The organism is Pseudomonas tremae (assembly GCF_001401155.1).
GTDB lineage: Bacteria > Pseudomonadota > Gammaproteobacteria > Pseudomonadales > Pseudomonadaceae > Aquipseudomonas > Aquipseudomonas tremae.
This window is the reverse complement of record NZ_LJRO01000387.1, coordinates 46,303-64,337: the sequence shown is the minus strand read 5'-3', so window position 1 is coordinate 64,337 and position 18,035 is coordinate 46,303. Positions and strand designations below refer to the sequence as shown.

The following is an 18,035-nucleotide window of genomic DNA, read 5'->3' as shown; positions in this document are numbered from 1 at the left end:
GATGACCAGTCGGCCACCGTACAGCAGCGCGCCGAAAATCTCCCAGACCGAGAAGTCGAAGGCGAACGAATGGAACAGCGTCCAGACGTCTTTTTCGTTGAACTTGAACCAGTCATTTGTAGCCGCAAACAGGCGCATCAGGTTGTGATGGGCGAGCAAGGTGCCTTTCGGTTTGCCGGTCGAGCCCGAGGTGTAGATCACGTAGGCCAGGTTGTCCGGCGTGGTCTGGTTGGTCGGGTTTTCAGTGCTGTAACCATCCAGCGCATCCGCCAGATTCAGGGTTTGAACGTGCGCAGGAATCGGCAACTGATCCAGCAAATGTGCTTGGGTCAGCAACAATTCGATACCGCTGTCCTGCATCAGGAAGCTCAAGCGATCCTGCGGATAATCCGGGTCCAGCGGCACGTAAGCGCCCCCGGCCTTGAGGATCGCCAGCATGCCCACGATCATCTCCAGACTGCGCTCAGCCGCAAGCCCCACGCGAACATCCGGGCCGACGCCCTGCTCACGCAGTTTGTGGGCCAGTTGGTTGGCGCGGCTGTTGAGCTGCTGATAGCTCAATTGCTCGGCACCCAAGCTCAGGGCGATGGCCTGCGGGGTGCGTTCTGCCTGGGTTTCGATGCGTTGATGGGCGCAGTGCTCGCTCGGGTAGCGCTGCACGCTTTGCGTCCAGACGGCTGGCAGGGCCAGTTCGCCGAGACGCGTCGTTGCGGATGCACTGAGACTTTGCAGCAAGTGATCGAAATGCGCCGCCAGTTGCAGAATGCCTTCGGCACTGAAGTGTTGCCGGTCGTAACTGAAACGTACCGACAACACGTCGTTGGCCTCGACCACCAGGGTCAGCGGGTAATGCGCCTGCTCTTGATTGCGCAGGTCGCTGAAGACAAGACCGTCCGGCGCACGCTGCAAGGCTTCGGACACCGGGTAGTTTTCGAACACCAGAATGTTGCCGAACAGCGCCTCGCCACTGTGCCGTGCCAAACGCTGAATAGTGTAAAGCGGTGTGTGTTCATGTTCGCGCAGGGCGATGTTTTTCGCCTGCACCTGCTGCACCCAGTCGCCGACGGTCTGTTCTGAACGCGGGCTGGCGATCACCGGCAGGGTGTTGATGAACAAGCCCAGTTGCTCTTCGACGCCCGACAATTCAGCCGGACGCCCGGCCACCGTGGCGCCAAAGGTCACGCTGGACTGGCCGGTGTAGCGTTGCAGCAGCAACAACCAGGCAGATTGCACCAGCGTATTGAGGGTCACGTGCTGCTCGCGGGCAAACTCGTTCAAGCGGCGAGTGCCGTCGGCGTCGATCAACTGAATGTAATCGCCATAGCCCTGCTGATCGGTTGATGTTTTGAAGGCTTGCAACAAGCGGCTCGGCTCATCCAGTTCGGCCAGCTCTGCGGTCCAGAAGCGCTCGCTGACATCAGCGTCCTGATCCTGCAACCACTGGATGTAATCGCGGTAACGCCCCGCCTGTTTCGGCGGCATCTGACCGCTGTAGCGTTGCAGCACTTCGCCCAGAAGCCGCGAGCTGCTCCAGCCGTCCATCAAAATATGGTGGCTGGTGTAGATCAATTGCCAACGGTCATCTGCAATGCGCAGTACCGCGAGGCGCAACAGCGGCCCTTGCGCCAGATCGAAACCCTGCTGACGGTCGGCCTGCGCCCAGTCATCGAGCCAGTTTTGGGGTTTGCCCCGCGCATCCAGCTCGACAAACGGCAGCGTCACCTGACGCTGTACCACTTGCAGCGACTGCTCGCTCTGGCTGACAAAACAGCTGCGCAGCACCTCGTGATTATTGACCGCTGATTGCCAGGCGTTGTGGAATCGCGGCACATCCAGCCCACTGATGTTCACCCGCATCTGATTGATGTAGTTGCCCGCGCCTGCGTCGAACAACGAGTGAAACAGCATGCCCTGCTGCATCGGTGACAAGGGGTAAATGTCTTCGATCTCGCCCGCCGCAATCGGCAGCGCATCGAGTTGTGCCTGAGTGAGATGCGCCAGCGGGAAGTCAGACGGCGTGACGCCTTGATGCCCGGCGATGCAGTGTTCGATCAGCGTGGTCAGCGCCTGCTCGTAACGACGCGCCAGGGTGTCGATGGTCGAAGGCTGATACACCTCGCGGCTGAAGGTCCAGTCCAGTCGCAACTGGCCATCGAACACCTGACCGTTGAGGCTCAGCCAGTTGCCCAGCGGGCCGTCTTCGCACAGCGCAACGCCGACACTGTCGGCGCTCGGCACGAACAACGCGCCTTGTTGCTCATTGAAGCTGCCGTCGAACTGGCCCAGGTAATTGAACGTGACCCGCGCCTGGGGCAGCGCGGCCAATGGCTGCGCAAACGTCGAGTCAGCCATATGACGCAATACGCCGTAACCAATGCCTTTGTTCGGCACGGCACGCAACTGTTCTTTGATGCCGCACAGGCTTGCACCCGGCGCGATTTGCGGCGTGAGGCGGACCGGGAACAGGCTGCTGAACCAGCCGACTGTGCGGCTGAGATCAGTGTCGTCAAACAAGTCTTCGCGGCCATGGCCTTCCAGCTGGATCAACACCGACGATTGCTGGCTCCACTCGCACAGCACTTGCGCCAGAGCGGTCAGCAACAGGTCGTTGACCTGCGTGCGATAGGCGGCAGGCGCGACTTTCAGCAGTTTGTGGGTCAGGTCCTTGCTCAGCCATGACGAGGCATGGGCCGCATCGCGATTGCGCATCGAGCCTTCGGGCTTGTCGCGGGGCAGCGGCTGATCGTCGCCCTGTAAAGCGCGCAGCCAGTAATCGCGCTCGGCCGTCAGCACGGCGCCGGTCGCATACTGCTGCAATTGCTCGGCCCAACGCTGAAGCGACGTGGTTTTCGCCGCCAGCGTCAGCGGCCGACCGGCTACCAGCGCGGCATAAGCCTGTTGCAGGTCTTCCAGCAGCACCCGCCAAGACACGCCGTCCACCACCAAATGGTGAATCACCAGCAACAGACGTTGCTCGCCGTGTGGCAGGTTGACCAGCACTGCGCGCAGCAACGGACCGTTTTTCAGGTCCAGGCTGCGTTGTGCTTCGTTAGCCAGTTCGGTCAATCGTTCAGGGCTGTCCAATTCGTGAACCCAAAGCAAATCCCGAGTGTTCAGCGCGCCGAACGTGGCTTGCCACTGGCCGTTCTGTTGCGTGAAACCGAGACGCAGCGCGTCGTGCTGTTCGATCAGCGCGGCCAGTGCAGCTTGAAGGTGAGTCGCATCCAGCGTTTGCAGAGGCTTGAGCATCAGCGCCTGATTCCAATGCTGGCGCTGGGGGATGTCCAGCTCGAAGAAGCGCGCCTGAATCGGCAGCAACGGCAGTACTCCGCTGACCTGTTCCAGCACGGCGGCGGGCTTTTTCTCGATCAATTTAGCCACGGAAGCCAACTGACCGATGGTCTGTTTTTCGAACAACTGCTTGGGGCTGAGCTTGATACCCTGGCGTTTGGCGCGGGCGATGATTTGCAGGCTGAGGATTGAATCGCCGCCCAGTTCGAAGAAGTTGTCGGTGCTGCCGACCTTATCCAGTTTCAACACGTCGGCCCACACGGCGGCGAGCTTTTCCTCGATCTCGCCGACCGGTGCGGTGTAACGCTGTTTGACCACACCCGGTTTGGGCAAGGCGCGCTTGTCGAGTTTGCCGTTGGCGGTCAGCGGCAGTTGCTCCAGCAGCAGGATCTGCGCGGGCACCATGTAGTCGGGCAAGCGCGCCGTCAGTTGCTCGCGCAGGCTGTCAACAGTCAGGCTGGCACCGGCTGCCGCGACGCAATAGGCCACCAGTTGCAGGCGCGATTCGTCCTCATCGACAGGTAACGCCAGCACACTGACTTGCGCGACCGAAGTCAGGCTCAGCAGCACCCGCGCCACTTCAGCAGGTTCGACACGATAGCCGCGCACTTTGACCTGATCGTCGGCACGGCCGATGAATTCCAGTTGGCCCTGATGGTTGCGCCGCATGCGGTCACCGCTGCGGTAAACGCGTGCGCCATCCTGAGCGAACGGGTCTGGCACGAAGCGTTCGGCAGTCAGCGCAGGCTGGCCGATGTAGCCGGACGCAACGCTATCGCCACCGATGTACAGCTCGCCTGCGACCTGCGTGGCGACGGGGTTGAGCACGTCATCCAGCAGGTAAGCGCTGGCCCCCGGCAATGGCGCGCCGACCGGCACCTTGGCGGGTTCTTGGGGGAGCGTGTCCACTTTCAATTTTTGATCAAGGCATGATGACGCTGGCACCTCGTGGGTCAGTACGCCGACGGTGGTTTCGCTCGGGCCATAGTGGTTGATGATCCGGCAACCCGGCTTGAGCTGACGGACCTGCTCGACCAGCGCAGGCGAACAGGCTTCGCCGCCGACGATCAGCGCATGCAGCGGCAGTACATCGGCAGGTCGCGCCGCCTGCAGCAGTGCGGCTAGATGACCCGGCACGATTTTCAGCACGCCGACCTGATGCTCGGCCATGTACGCGGCAAAGGCGTCCGGGTCGAAACCCAGTGATTCGGTCAGTACGTGCAAGGTTCGCCCTGAACACAGCGCGCCGAACAGCACGGTATGCCCCAGGTCGGCGGCGATGGTCGAGACCAGCGCCATGCTCGCCTCGGGGGCCAGTTGCAACTGCTCAAGCACGCCACGCACGTAACTGGCCAGCGCGCCCTGGCTGACCACTACGCCTTTGGGCTGGCCGGTGGAGCCGGAGGTATGAATCACGTAGGCCGCAGAATTGGCTGGCAACTCGATATCGGGACGGCTGGTCGGCAAGCTTTGCCACAGCGCAGGCGTCCAGGCCAGACCCTGACAACCGGCAACGTTCAGAGAGGTCTGACGTAGATCGCCTGCGGCACACAACAGTACTTTTGCCCGGGCATTGCTCAGCATCTGTTGCAGGCGTGCATCGGGAGCTTTGACGTCCAGCGGCATGTACACGCCACCGGCCTTGAAGATCGCCAGCACCGCCGTCAGCCAGTCCAACGAGCGCTCCATCAATACCGCGACCGGCTGGCCTTCGCGGACACCCAGTCCGATCAGGTGATGAGCCAGCTGATTGGCCGCCTGATCCAGCACCCGAGTGCTCAAGGTGCGGTCCAGGCAGCGGGCGGCCAGCGCATCGGGCTGGCTTTCGACCTGCCGGTCCCAGAGCTGCAACACCTGAGGCGCAGGCTCACGAACTTCGCGCGGCAGCTCGACCGCCAGCGCGCCGAGGCTGAACAGTGGCGCATTCGGCGCATCGAGCAAGGTCTTGAACAGGTCGAGCAATTCGGGGATGAAGCCCTCGACGGTCGCACGCCGATACAGGTCGCTGGCGTAGGTCATGTCACCGTGGATCAGCGTGCCGTCGTCGGTAATGTCCAGCGCCAGGTCGAAATGCGCGCCCTGCTTTTCAAAGGCATATTCACTGACCTCCAGCCCCGCCAGCTTGAGGGCGGCCTTCTGCTTGAGGACGACGTTCTGGTTGAACTTGGCCTGAAACAACGGGTTATGCCCAAGGCTGCGCTCTGGCGCGAGGTGATCGACCAGCTGCTCGAATGGCACGTCCTGATGCGCCTGCGCGCCGAACGAGGTGTCGCGAATCTGCGCCAGCAAATCGAGGTAACTCAGGCGCTCATCTATCTGGCAGCGCAGCACCTGAGTGTTGATGAAGAAGCCGATCAACCCTTCGGTTTCCGCCCGACCACGGTTGGCGTTGGGCACGCCGATGCGGATATCGCGCTGCCCTGCCTTGCGCGACAAAAACAACGAAAAACCGGCCAGCACCAGCATGAACAGGCTCATGCCTTGGGTGCGGGCGAAAGTATTGAGTTGGTGCGACAACTCAGCGCCGAAATCGAAGCGCAGGTGCTCGCCCTGAAAGCTTTGCGTGACCGGGCGCGGGAAGTCCTGCGCGGCGTCCAGCAGCGGCTGCTCGTCGCCCAACTGGCAGCGCCAGTACTCCAGTTGGCGCTCGCCCTCGCCCGCCTCCAGCCAGCGGCGCTGCCAGATGGCGTAGTCGGCGTATTGCAGCGGCAACGCCGGCAGACTCGGTTCGCGACCTTCGACATACGCCTGATAACAGTGGACAAACTCCTGAATCATCACGTCCATCGACCAGCCGTCGGAGACGATGTGGTGCATGTTCACCACCAGCACATGCTCGTCGCTGGCGAGGCGGAACAGGTGCGCACGCAGCAACGGGCCTGTGCGCAGGTCGAACGGCTGACCGGTGAGCGTGGTCACTTGCAGCGCCAGTTCAGCGTCACGCAATTCGCTATCGGCCAGAACCGACAAATCAATGCTGTCCAGCGCCACCGCCTGATCATGCAGCAGCACTTGCAGCGCCTGATCGCCATCGGTCTGGAACACCGTGCGCAATACTTCGTGGCGTTCGATCAGGTGATCGAACGCGCGGCGCAAGGCCGACTCGTTCAGCGGGCCTTGTAAACGCAGGCCGGTGGTCATCTTGTAGGCATCGCTCAGCGGGTCGAGCTGCCAGAGGAACAGCAGACGTTGCTGGGCAAATGACAGTGGAATCGCGCTGAAATCATGACGACTGACCGGCACCGGCAACAGGCTGAAATCCTTGCCGTCCTGACGCAGGCGGGCAAGGAACTGTTGGCGTTGTTCCAACGAAAGACCGACAAAACGTTTCGCGATACGTGCAGCAGTGGTCCCGGTCATGCGCCAAATTCCTCCAGTGAATCCATGAACTGGTCCATGTCGCTCCAGTCGTTATCCGTTGTGTTGTCAGTCAGCAGTGCCACTTCGGTGGCGAGTTCGCCCAGCAGCGGTTTCTCGAAGAGGACACGCAGCGGCAGGCTGATACCGAGCCGGGTCTTGATCCGGGCAATGACTTGCGCGGCGAGCAGCGAATGGCCGCCCAGCTCAAAGAAGTGATCGTCCAGCCCGACCTGCTGCGCGTGCAGGACTTCCTGCCATATACCCGCCAAGCAGATTTCCACCTCGCTGTGCGGCGCGCGATAACGGGCCTGCAACTGGCTTGAATCGGGCGCAGGCAACGCCTTGCGGTCCAGTTTGCCGCTGGGCGTGAGTGGCAATTGCGCCAGCAGCAACAAGTGTGTCGGCACCATGTAATCCGGCAGGCTGGCTTGCAGTTGGGTCTTGATGCTCTGGCGCAACGCGAGTTGCTCGGTGTCGCTGTTTGCCGCCACCTGTGGCACCACGTAGGCGACCAGTTGCGTACTGCCTGCAATCGGGACAGACAGCACCACTGCTTCGCGCACGCCCGTGCATTGCTGCAGGCGCGATTCGATTTCGCCCAGTTCGATACGGAAACCGCGAATTTTCACCTGATGATCGACCCGGCCGATGTACTCGATGGCGCCATCAGCGCGCAGTCGGGCACGGTCGCCAGTGCGGTACAGGCGCTCGCCGGCAACAAACGGATCCGCCACGAAACGCTCGGCGCTCAGGCCTGGCTGGGCGTGATAACCCCGTGCCAGACCCGGCCCGCCGATGTACAGCTCGCCCAGCGCGCCTTGCGGCAGCAGGTTCAGTTGATCGTCGAGCACGTACAAACGACGCCCCGCCAGGCCTTTGCCGATCGGCACGCCGCGCCACGACACCTGCTCCGGGGTCAGCGCGCTGCAATCGTGGATGCTCGACACCACCGTGGCTTCGGTCGGGCCGTAGGTGTTGAGCAGGCGTACATGGCCCAGCCCGGCCTTGTGCCACAGGCGCAGACCTTCAACAGCCATCGCCTCACCGCCGACATGAACCTGTCGTAGCGAGCCGTAATGCGTGGGCGGGCTGGCGGCAAAATCCTGAGCCAGGGTCAGCCAGTAGGCTGCAGGCAAGTCGGCCAGGGTCACGCCGTGTTCGACGACGGCCTGATGGAAAGTGGTGCTGTCCCATAGGCGCTCGTCACGCATTACCACGGCAGCACCGCGACACAGCGGCGGATAGAACTGCTCGACAAAACCGTCGAAACTCTGTGTGGCAAATTGCAGGACCCGGTCGCCCTCGCGCAGGTCGCTGTAGTGCGCGCCCAAGGTTACAAATTCAGCCAGTGCGCCATGACTGATCGCCACGCCTTTTGGCCGACCGGTCGACCCCGAGGTATAGATCACGTAGGCCAGACTGGCCGGATTGATTGCGCCGTCCGGGTTGTGCGTGCTGGCTTGTGCGCTGCTCATCTGATCGATACACAGGTACTGAATGCCAGCCAGCTCAGGCAGCTTCGCTCGTTGTTCAGTGTGGGTCAGCAGCAGCTTCAAGCCGCTGCCTTGCAGCACGTGACGCATGCGCTCACCCGGCGCGCTCAGGTCCAGCGGTACGTAGGCACCGCCGGCTTTTAGTACAGCAAGAAGCGCGACGGGCATGTCCAGCGAGCGGCCCAGCGCCACGCCGACCAGCACGTCCGGGCCAACGCCCTGCTCGCGCAATTGCCAGGCCAAGCGGTTGCTGCGCTCGTTCAGTTCGCGATAGGTCAGGCTCGGTGACGGGCTTTCACCGGCGAGGATCAGCGCCAGTGCGTCCGGCGTTCGCTGCACTTGCGCTTCAAACTGGCGATGCGCTGGGGTGATGGTATCTGCCTTGATGGTGCTGTCGACAGCCAGCAGGTGCGTGCGCTCGTCAGCCGACAACATCGACAGCTCGGCAATGGTTTGCAGCGGGTCAGCGCAGACCGACGCCAAAAGGTTACACCAGTGATCAGCCAGACGAACGATGGTCGGCTGGTCAAAAATATCGGTGGCGTAAGTAAAGGCGGCATTCAGTTGTTCGCCTTCGCCGCTGGTAGCAAGCATCAGATCACTGGCCGCAGCATGCGAGCGCTGGGCCAGTGCTTGTTGCTCGGCGGGCAGATTGGCCACGCGCAGGCCGCCGCTCAATTGCTTGTCCAGCAAGTCGGCCACCACCGGCTGGTGATTGAACATCACCTGGAACAGCGGGTTGTGGCTCTGGCTGCGCTCCGGCTGCAGGGCATCGATGATGGCGTCGAATGGCAGTTCCTGATGCGCCTGGGCACCGGTCGAGGCATCGCGCACGGTGTGCAGCAAATCGACAAAGCGCGTCTGCGCCGTAACTTCACTGCGCAGTACCTGGGTGTTGATGAAGCAGCCGATCAGGCCTTCGATTTCACTGCGCGTGCGGTTGGCGATCAGGCCGCCGACGCGAATATCGGTCTGCCCGCTGTAGCGATGCAGCAGGCTCTTGAAAGTCGCCAGCAGAACCACGAACAGGGTCACACCCTGTCGTTGCGCGAGATTTTTCAGGCTGCGCAACAGTTCGGGCGCAAGCGCCAGCTCCAGGCGCGCGCCGTCGTGGCTGGGCAGTGCCGGGTACGGACGGTCTGTGGGCAATTCCAGTACAGGGTGTTCTGTGCCCAGGTGCTCGCGCCAGTAATCCAGTTGGCGCTCTTGTTCGCCAGCCTCCAGCCAGCTGCGCTGCCAGACGGCGTAATCGCGGTACTGCACAGCCAATGGTTCAAAGGGCAGCGGCTTGCCAGCCAGCAGCGCGTCGTAACCGCGCAGCCATTCGTCGATCAGCACGTTCATCGACCAGCCGTCAGTGATCATGTGGTGCAGGTTGAGCAGCAGCAGATGTTCTTGCTCGGCGAGGCGCAACACCTGCGCGGTAAACAGCGGCCCGAGCTGCAAGTCGAAGGTCTGAGCCGACTGCTCGGCCATCGCCTGCCGCGCGTTCGACCAGCGCTGCTCCGGCGGCAACGGGCTCAGGTCGATCAGGCGGATATTGACCGGCGCGGGTGGCGCAACACGCTGAAACGCACGGTCGCCGTCCTGACCGAAGGTGGTGCGCAGGCTTTCATGACGCTCGACCAGCGCACTGAAAGCCCGCTCCAGCAGCGGCAGCTCCAGCGGGCCGTTCAGGCACACCGACATCGGCAGGTTGTACGCCGCGCTGTGCGGGTCCAGTTGCCAGAGAAACCACATGCGCTGCTGAGCGTAGGACAGGCCATCGCGTTCGGCCAGCCCAGCGCAGGACGGGATCGGGAACAGCGAGAAATCCATGTTTTCCTTGCGCATGCCAGCGAGAAACAGGCGACGTTTTTCAAGGGGCAACTCGACAAAACGACGAGCGAGTTTCTGGGCGTGTTCGGGGTTCATGGGTCGATCCTTGCTGAATGGGGCTGACCGTCGGGCGGGGTCGTATCAACAAGAACGAATTGGCGGGGAAATATTTAGAAAGGCTTGTAGTGGTGACAGCTGGGCACCTATCGTCCCCTGCTCTCTAGCGTGGCGATGCCTTGCATGAGGCCCCGCGTCACATATATACACCGCGCCGCAGATTCAGGACCGGACGCTGAGCGTCCAGAACTGCATACCGACGCAAAGCGTCGGCACGATAGTTGGTCAGTTAGACACCTATCGTCCCTCACGCTCCAGCGTGGGGATGCCTTGCATGACGCTCCGCGTCACAAATCTACACCGCGCTGCGTATTCAGGATCGGACGCAAAGCGTCGGCACGATAATCTGCAGGCGCTTACTTGTCTGAATGCCCCTGCGCCATCGCGACCACAACTTTTCGTTTGCCAGTGAACGGGGCACGCGAGTGTGCGGTGAGCATGTTGTCGAGCATCAGTACGTCGTTTTCCAGCCACGGGAAGCTGACGGTACAGTCATCTAGTACGCCACGAATCTCGTCCAGCAGGCTTTCTTCGATGGGCGAGCCGTCGCCATAGTAGACGTTGCGCGGCAGGTCTTCTTCGTCCACGACGTCCAGCAGGGTTTCGCGAACTTCCGGTTGCAGGTTGGAAATATGGAACAGGTGCGCCTGATTGAACCAGACGGTGTCGTGGGTCACCGGATGCCGGGATACTGCCTGGCAGATCTGCCGAGTGCGCAGTTCGCCGTCGTCTTTCCATTCGCACTCGATATTGTGTGCACGACAGTAGGCCTCGACCACGCGCTCGTCTTCGGTATTGAACACCTGGCTCCATTCAACATCGAGGCCGTTACCGTAGTTGCGCACGTACATGAGCTTTTTTTCGATGAAGCGATCACGAATGCGCGCCGGAATGCGTCGGTAGATCTCGCGACTGTCGGCAATCGGCGTTTCGCCGCCGGTCTGCGCCGCGACCATGCTGTAGAACCAGATTTTCATCGGCCAGTCCAGCGTGTAAGCCTGCTCGTTGTGCAGCGGGATGCTCTGGTGCGCAGGGTATTCGGTGGAGGTGTACACGCCCTTGGTGACGTTGCTGCGCGGCGTGGAGCCAAACTCGTAGTTGAGCAGCGGATCACCAAAACCGCCGGCAAACTCACGAAACGCTTCGGCTCCGCCCACTTCAAATCCGCGGAACAGAATGCCGCCTGCGCTATACAGGTGTTCGGCTACCAGCGGCTTGAGTTCGCCCAGCGCTTCGATCAAGTCCAGACCGGGTTCGGGCGCCTGCACCAGCATGGGCAAACTGCCCGCCCCTGCCAGCAGCGGCCGGATATCCATACTCAACGCATGACTCATGATGTCTCTCCCTCGATGACAAAAGCGCCCGAGCCTCTGCGGCCTGGCGCAACACCCATGTCCAGATTGAACGTACTTCGCCACTGAAAAATTAACTGGCCTGCCCCATTTCCTGTGCCTTGCAGAGGTTTCCGGCAGCTCTGAAACAATTTTTTTCATTTAAACGCAAAAATTTCCTAGAGGAATCTCGTTCTCATTCGTCTTTAACTGAATGCGAGGCTTTATATCGCCCGCGCGTGCATACCGAGAGCCCGTCTGACGCCAGTTCTACATCGTGAATCGAGATTGTTAATCCATGTCGAAGAAGTCCCGTTCAAAAATCTGGTTCCTCGTCCACAGCTGGCTTGCGCTGCCTATCTGGTTCTTCGTGCTGATCGTCTGCGTGACCGGCACGCTGGCGGTGATCAGCAAGGAAATCATGTGGCTTGCCAACCCGGAGATGCGTGACAACCGCCCTTCCGATGATGCCCGGCGCATGAGCTTCGAGCAGATTCGCGCGACCATCGGGCGCAATGAGCCGGACCTGATCGTCGGCACGATCATGCAGCCCGACGGTGACTATTTCGCCCTGAGCGTGTTCGTGACTTACCCGGACGGGCGCTCGGTGCCGGCTTACGTCAACCCTTATACCGGGGTGATTCAGGGCCTCACGCCGTCGTTCGATTTCCGCCGCTTTACCCGCGCACTGCACGGCTGGTGGCTGGTGCCGTTCACCAATGGCTATTCGTGGGGCTGGTATCTGGTGTCGATTCTCGGCCTGCCGCTACTGGCTTCGCTGGTGACAGGGCTGGTGGTGTACAAGAAATTCTGGCGCGGCTTTTTCAAGCCGGTTCGCCTCAGTCAGGGCCCGAGGATTTTCTGGGGCGACCTGCATCGCCTCAGTGGCGTCTGGTCAATCTGGTTCATCGCGGTGATTTCCATCACCGGCACCTGGTTTCTGATTCAGGCGATCCTCGGCGATAACCAGATCAGTATCTCGAGCAAATCCCAGGTCGCGTCGATCATCCCGCACAGCGCCGTGCCGCTGACCGCCGATGGCAGCCCCGCACCGACCATCAGCCTGGAGCGAGCCGTGGAAATCGCCAAGGAGCGAATTCCGGGTCTTGAAGCCAGCTTTATCACACCGCCTTTCAATGCCTACAGCAACATGCAGGTCGGTGGCCGCAGTTGGTACCCGCTGATGTTCCAGACTGCCGAAATCAACCCGTACAGCGGTGAAATAGCCGCCTCGCACCTGTTGTCGGACCGTAACAAGCTGGAGTTCGTCACCGAGTCCATGCGCCCGCTGCACACCGGGGATTTCGGCGGTATCTGGATCAAGCTGATCTGGGCGTTTTTCGGCCTGTTATTGAGCATGATGGTCCTCAGCGGCCTTTTGATCTGGAGCAAACGCACCGCGCTGGCGACGCTTAACGCCCTCAAGCGTGAAGCCAAAATCAGGCCTGTCGTGTACACCCCGGAATTACATACCTCGCCACTGGCGACCCGCGCCCCGGAGAACAGCCTGTGAGCAAGGTCGCTGTCGCACAACCTGCATCGTCGCTGAGCCGTTTCTGGCACAAGTGCCGCTTCCACATCAATGTATTGCTGGTGCTGATCCCACTGGGTTTCATGCCCAAATACTTCTCCGACAACGCGCTGGATCGGGGCGATCAAGGCCTGGGCCAGCGTGAGGTCGGCGAGATACAGGTCGGCCCGTGGAGCCTGCGCCTTGCAGAAGACCGAAACGAAGCCCCGCGCCTGTCCGGCCCGTCGGGCTACATGAAAAGTTTCAACGCCGCGCTGTGCAATGCCTGCATCGACGGGGTCAAGGCCACTTACCTGCGCATCGGCAAGCCGCGCAGCCTGCGCACCGCCGGGGTGATTTTCTTCGGTGGTGGCTACCGCATGAGCGCGTTCATGCAGGTTGCGGAAAACACCAGCCCCGACTCAGACCTGTGGATCACCATGGAAGGCTGGGACGGCACCATGCATCAGACTTCCATCCCTCTGCAACAGGCTTCGCCGACTACCGTGGCGTGGCTGAAAAAACAAGGAGCCAAACCATGAATGCCCGCCCTTCCCTGCATTGGCTGAAGGCCAGCGCCCTGTGCCTGCTTGGCCTGAGCGGCAACGCCCTGGCGCACAACCCGATGTGCGAATGCAAACAGATCGACAACGAGCAGATCCGCTGCACCGGTGGTTTTTCCGACGGCAGCGGTGCGCCCGGCGTAACCCTCGACGTCATCGGCTACGACGAAACCATTCTGGTGCCCGGCAAGCTGGGTGAGGATTCGACCGTGACCTTCAAGCGCCCTGCTTCCGAATTCTACGTGTTGTTCGACGCAGGCCCCGGCCATGTGGTGGAAATCGATCAGGCGGATATCCCGACCCCATGAGTGCGCCAACCCGACAAATCGTCCGTCCGGCTGGCGCCGGGCATGAAACTCTCTACGTTTTGATGCTGTGCGTGCTGATCATGGCCGCTGCCGCCAGCGTGGTCAGCCTGCACCGCGAAACACAGGACGTGCATAGCCTTGCCAGCCATCAACTCGACGCACGACGTGACCTGAGCGCCGCCGAGCAAGGCATCTACGCCGACCTACGCGTAACGCTGGATGAGATTCGCTTGCTGGCCGAAGAGCAGCAAACGCCGATTACCCCGCAGCAACTGGGCGAAGAAGGCTTTGCGCCGTTCGCCCAGGACGCCAGTTCGGTCAGCCGTGGCGGCCATGCCTGGCAAATGGTCGAGCAGTCCTACCTGGGGCTGACTCAGGCACCCAGCGTGGCAGGCTCGTTTCTGATGCGTGTCGATTCGTCGCGTGGCGATCAGCCTGACATCTGGATCAACCGCAGCAGCTCCCTGGCGTCAGTCAGCGACCTCGGTGACAAGGCCCTGACCGATGCTGGCTGGAAACAGGTCGTTGCACAATTCGATGCTGGCGTGACCCGTCAGCACCCGCACTGAAACTCCGCATTCATTTGAAAGAAGATCGCTTGCCCATGCCTATTTCATTCAAACGCCGCCCCTTGCTGCGCGGCCTGCTGGTGGGCCTGTTCGCCGCCCTGCTGGCACCGTCCGGCTATGCCGCCGACCCGGCAAAACGCCTGCGCATCGGCATCACCCTGCACCCTTATTATAGCTACGTGAGCAATATCGTCGGTGACAAGGCCGAAGTCGTGCCGCTGATCCCGGCCGGTTTCAACCCGCACGCCTACGAGCCGCGCGCCGAGGACATCAAGCGTATCGGTTCGCTGGACGTGATAGTGCTCAACGGCGTCGGCCATGACGATTTTGCCGACCGCATGATCGCTGCCAGTGAAACGCCGAACATCAAGACCATTGAGGCCAACGCCGACGTGCCGTTGCTGGCTGCTACCGGCGTGGCGGCAAGAGGTGCAGGCAAAGTGGTCAACCCGCATACGTTTCTGTCGATCAGTGCGTCCATCGCTCAGGTCAACAACATTGCCCGCGAGCTTGGCAAGCTTGACCCGGACAACGCCAAAACCTACACCGCCAACGCCCGCGCCTATGGCAAGCGCCTGCGGCAGATGCGTGCCGACGCCCTCGCAAAGCTGACCAAAGCCCCCAACGCCGACCTGCGCGTGGCCACAGTGCACGCCGCCTACGACTACCTGCTGCGTGAATTCGGCCTGGAAGTGACGGCGGTGGTAGAACCTGCGCATGGCATCGAACCCAGCCCGAGCCAGTTGAAAAAGACCATCGACCAACTGCGCGAACTGGATGTGAAAGTGATCTTCTCGGAAATGGATTTCCCTTCCACCTATGTGGATACCATTCAGCGCGAATCAGGGGTCAAGCTGTACCCGCTGTCGCACATTTCCTATGGCGAATACACCGCCGACAAGTACGAGAAGGAAATGGCCGGCAACCTCGACACCGTGGTGCGGGCGATTCAGGAGTCTGGCACATGACTATTGCGCAGAACCTCGACATCGTCAGCCAGGGCCCCGGCATCGAATTCAATCAGGTGAGCCTGACGCTTGGACGCACGACGATTCTCGACCGGGTGCATTTCAACGTGCGCGCTGGCAGTGTACACGCGCTGGTCGGGCCGAACGGCGGCGGCAAAAGCTCGCTGATCAAGACCCTGCTCGGGCAGACGCCACATCAGGGCCAACTGAGCCTGCAATGGCCTGCCGCACCGGGCCTGATCGGTTACGTGCCACAGGCACTGGAGTTCGACCGCGGCCTGCCCATGACCGTGGATGATTTCATGGCAGCCATGTGTCAGCGACGTCCGGCGTTTCTGGGTTTGTCGAAGCACTACGCAGAGGCGATTGGCGAAGCGCTGGAACGGGTCGGCCTGCAGGACAAACGCAAACGGCGCATGGGCGCGCTGTCCGGTGGCGAGCGGCAGCGGGTACTGTTGGCACAGGGGTTGATTCCTGCGCCGCAATTGCTGGTGCTTGATGAGCCGATGTCGGCACTCGATGAAGCCGGAATTCAAGTCTTCGAGCGCCTGTTGCTTGACTGGCGTCGCAGCGGCATCACCGTGCTGTGGATCGAGCATGATCTGGATGCGGTACGGCGTCTGGCGGATCAGGTGACCGGGCTCAATCGCCGGGTGCTGTTCGACGAGCCTGCCGCCACGGCGCTGACGCCAGAGCGGCTGCTGACGTTGTTTTCTGCTTATCCTCGCGCTGCGGATACCGTTGACGGGAGCGCCGCCTAATGGATTACGAAACGTTTCGCCTGTTCATTCAGGGCCTCGCCTCATCCGGTTATCTGCCCGAGGCGCTGGCTTACGGGTTTGTGGTCAATGCTCTGCTCGCCGGGCTGTTGATCGGCCCGGTGCTCGGAGGCCTGGGCACACTGGTGGTGGTCAAGCGCTTTGCGTTTTTCTCCGAAGCAGTGGGCCATGCGGCGCTGACCGGCGTAGCCATCGGCATTCTGCTTGGCGAGCCGTACACAGGGCCGTATGGCGCGCTGTTCGGTTACTGCCTGCTGTTCGGCATCGTCCTTAACTACCTGCGCAACCGTACCGGGCTGGCACCGGACACGCTGATCGGCGTGTTCCTCTCGGTATCGCTGGCTCTCGGCGCAAGCCTGCTGCTGGTGCTGGCCGGCAAGATCAACGTGCACATTCTGGAAAACGTGCTGTTCGGCTCGGTACTGACCGTCAACGGCAATGACCTGCTGGTGCTGCTGATCGTCGGTTCACTGGTGATGGGCCTGAGCCTGCCGCTTTACAACCGCATCATGCTGGCCAGTTTCAACCCGCAACTGGCCGCCGTTCGCGGTGTAGCAGTGAAGACCCTGGATTACCTGTTCGTGATTCTGGTCACTTTGATCACCGTTGCCGCCGTGAAAGTCATCGGCGCGATTCTGGTCGGTGCGTTGCTGGTGATTCCAGCGGCAGCGGCACGCCTGTTGAGCCAGTCGCTGAAAGGCTTTTTCTGGATTTCAGTGGCTATAGCGACCGTCAGTACCCTGTGCGGCATCCTGCTGCCAATCGTCTTCGACCTGCCTGTGCCGTCCGGCGCAGCGATCATTCTGGTGGCCGGCGCTGCCTTCGCCCTGGCCGCCATCGCTCGCGGCACCCTGCCGAGTCTGAAAGGGAATATTGGATAAATGCCTACTCTACGTACCTTGACCCTGGCACTGGCCATGACCGGTCTGTTCGCCAACAGTCTGTATGCCGCCGACGCCAAAACCGACAGCTCGCAGCCCGTGCGTGTGCTGGCCAGCCTGCCGATCACCTATGGGCTGGGCGAGATGCTGCTCAAGGACAGCGGCGTGGTGCTGGAGCGCGCTGCTGCCGCCAACCTGCCCGGCTCGCGTCAGACCGCATATTTCACCGGGCGTGGGGCCGATGCATTGCGCGGGCTGGCGAACAACGCCGATGCGGTGATCGGCTTGCGTTCGATCTGGGCCGACGACCCTCTTTACCCTAATGCCCGCCGCAGCAATATCCGCATTGTCGAAATTGACGCGGCGCGTCCAGTGGACGGCAGCTTGCCGGGCATTGCCGTTCAGCCGGGCCAGGGCACTGACGGTCTGAACAGTCAGCCATGGCTGGCAAGCAACAACATGGGACGGATGGCGGATGTGCTGGCTGCGGATCTGGTGCGCCTGGTACCGGCAGCCAAACCGAAGATCGAAGCCAACCTGGCGGCGTTCAAGCAACAGTTGCTCAAGCTCAGCGCCAGCAGCGAAGCAGCGCTGGCCGGTGCCGACAACTTGAGCGTGGTGAGTTTGTCGGACCGCTTTGGCTATTTGATCAGCGGGCTGAATCTGGAACTGATCGACAGCCAGGTGCTGACAGACGAACAGTGGACGCCCGAGGCATTGAACAAGCTGAGCGCGACCTTAAAGGACAATGACGTGGCGCTGGTGCTTGATCATCGTCAACCGCCAGAGCCGGTACAGGCTGCAATCGAGGCGGCTGGCAGCAAGCTGTTGGTACTGGGGATCGATGGCGCTGACCCGCTGGCGGAGTTGCAGGTGGATATTCAGGGGATTATCAAGGTGCTGGCTGGCAGAGAGTGATGCGGCAAAGGCGTCAGGCCTCAGCCCGAAGGACCTAGGCGCGAACTTGTTCGCGAAGTCTATATTTCAGACGATAAATCCACCGTGAATGTACCGCCGTCTTCGCGAACAAGAGCATCAGCAGGCAAG

Annotated in this window: 11 protein-coding genes; 8 read left to right on the top strand and 3 right to left on the bottom strand. The window is 61.4% G+C overall.

What is annotated here, in order from left to right:
• The 3 genes from ALO43_RS22505 to ALO43_RS22495 all read right to left on the bottom strand — a co-directional run.
• Window positions 1–6,651, bottom strand: a 6,651-nt coding sequence (locus ALO43_RS22505) for a non-ribosomal peptide synthetase (RefSeq protein ID WP_054998091.1), incomplete at its 3' end; no start/stop codon positions are given.
• Window positions 6,648–10,058: a non-ribosomal peptide synthetase gene (locus tag ALO43_RS22500; protein WP_054998090.1), complete on the bottom strand. Its 3,411-nt coding sequence runs from the start codon at window positions 10,056–10,058 to the stop codon at window positions 6,648–6,650. The genes ALO43_RS22500 and ALO43_RS22505, both read right to left, overlap by 4 nt.
• A 377-nt stretch (window positions 10,059–10,435) precedes the next feature.
• Complete coding sequence (locus tag ALO43_RS22495; RefSeq protein ID WP_053931313.1) at window positions 10,436–11,413, bottom strand: TauD/TfdA family dioxygenase; 978 nt, start codon at window positions 11,411–11,413, stop codon at window positions 10,436–10,438.
• 295 nt (window positions 11,414–11,708) lie between these two features.
• Between ALO43_RS22495 and ALO43_RS22490 the strand changes: the two genes are divergently transcribed.
• From ALO43_RS22490 to ALO43_RS22455, 8 genes are read left to right on the top strand one after another with little or no spacing between them, the layout of a single operon-like run.
• The gene (locus ALO43_RS22490) at window positions 11,709–12,923 is read left to right on the top strand and encodes a PepSY-associated TM helix domain-containing protein (RefSeq protein ID WP_053931314.1); all 1,215 of its coding nucleotides are present in this window, start codon (window positions 11,709–11,711) and stop codon (window positions 12,921–12,923) included.
• On the top strand, window positions 12,920–13,462 hold the full coding sequence (locus ALO43_RS22485; protein ID WP_054998089.1) for a hypothetical protein: 543 nt from the start codon (window positions 12,920–12,922) through the stop codon (window positions 13,460–13,462). Before ALO43_RS22490 ends, ALO43_RS22485 begins: the two co-directional genes overlap by 4 nt.
• Complete coding sequence (locus ALO43_RS22480; RefSeq protein ID WP_024690986.1) at window positions 13,459–13,791, top strand: hypothetical protein; 333 nt, start codon at window positions 13,459–13,461, stop codon at window positions 13,789–13,791. Before ALO43_RS22485 ends, ALO43_RS22480 begins: the two co-directional genes overlap by 4 nt.
• Window positions 13,788–14,360 (top strand): DUF6162 family protein, encoded by a 573-nt coding sequence (locus tag ALO43_RS22475; protein ID WP_053931316.1) that lies wholly within the window; start codon window positions 13,788–13,790, stop codon window positions 14,358–14,360. The genes ALO43_RS22480 and ALO43_RS22475 overlap by 4 nt, the downstream gene beginning before the upstream one ends.
• Window positions 14,361–14,395: 35 nt before the next feature.
• A complete protein-coding gene (locus tag ALO43_RS22470) occupies window positions 14,396–15,328 on the top strand; it encodes a metal ABC transporter substrate-binding protein (RefSeq protein ID WP_024671212.1) in 933 nt (310 codons plus the stop codon).
• Window positions 15,325–16,089 (top strand): metal ABC transporter ATP-binding protein, encoded by a 765-nt coding sequence (locus ALO43_RS22465; RefSeq protein ID WP_054998088.1) that lies wholly within the window; start codon window positions 15,325–15,327, stop codon window positions 16,087–16,089. The genes ALO43_RS22470 and ALO43_RS22465 overlap by 4 nt, the downstream gene beginning before the upstream one ends.
• Window positions 16,089–16,988, top strand: a complete 900-nt coding sequence (locus ALO43_RS22460) for a metal ABC transporter permease (protein ID WP_005887624.1) — start codon at window positions 16,089–16,091, stop codon at window positions 16,986–16,988. The genes ALO43_RS22465 and ALO43_RS22460 overlap by 1 nt, the downstream gene beginning before the upstream one ends.
• Complete coding sequence (locus tag ALO43_RS22455; RefSeq protein WP_005887621.1) at window positions 16,989–17,906, top strand: metal ABC transporter substrate-binding protein; 918 nt, start codon at window positions 16,989–16,991, stop codon at window positions 17,904–17,906.
• The last annotated feature ends 129 nt before the right edge of the window (window positions 17,907–18,035 follow it).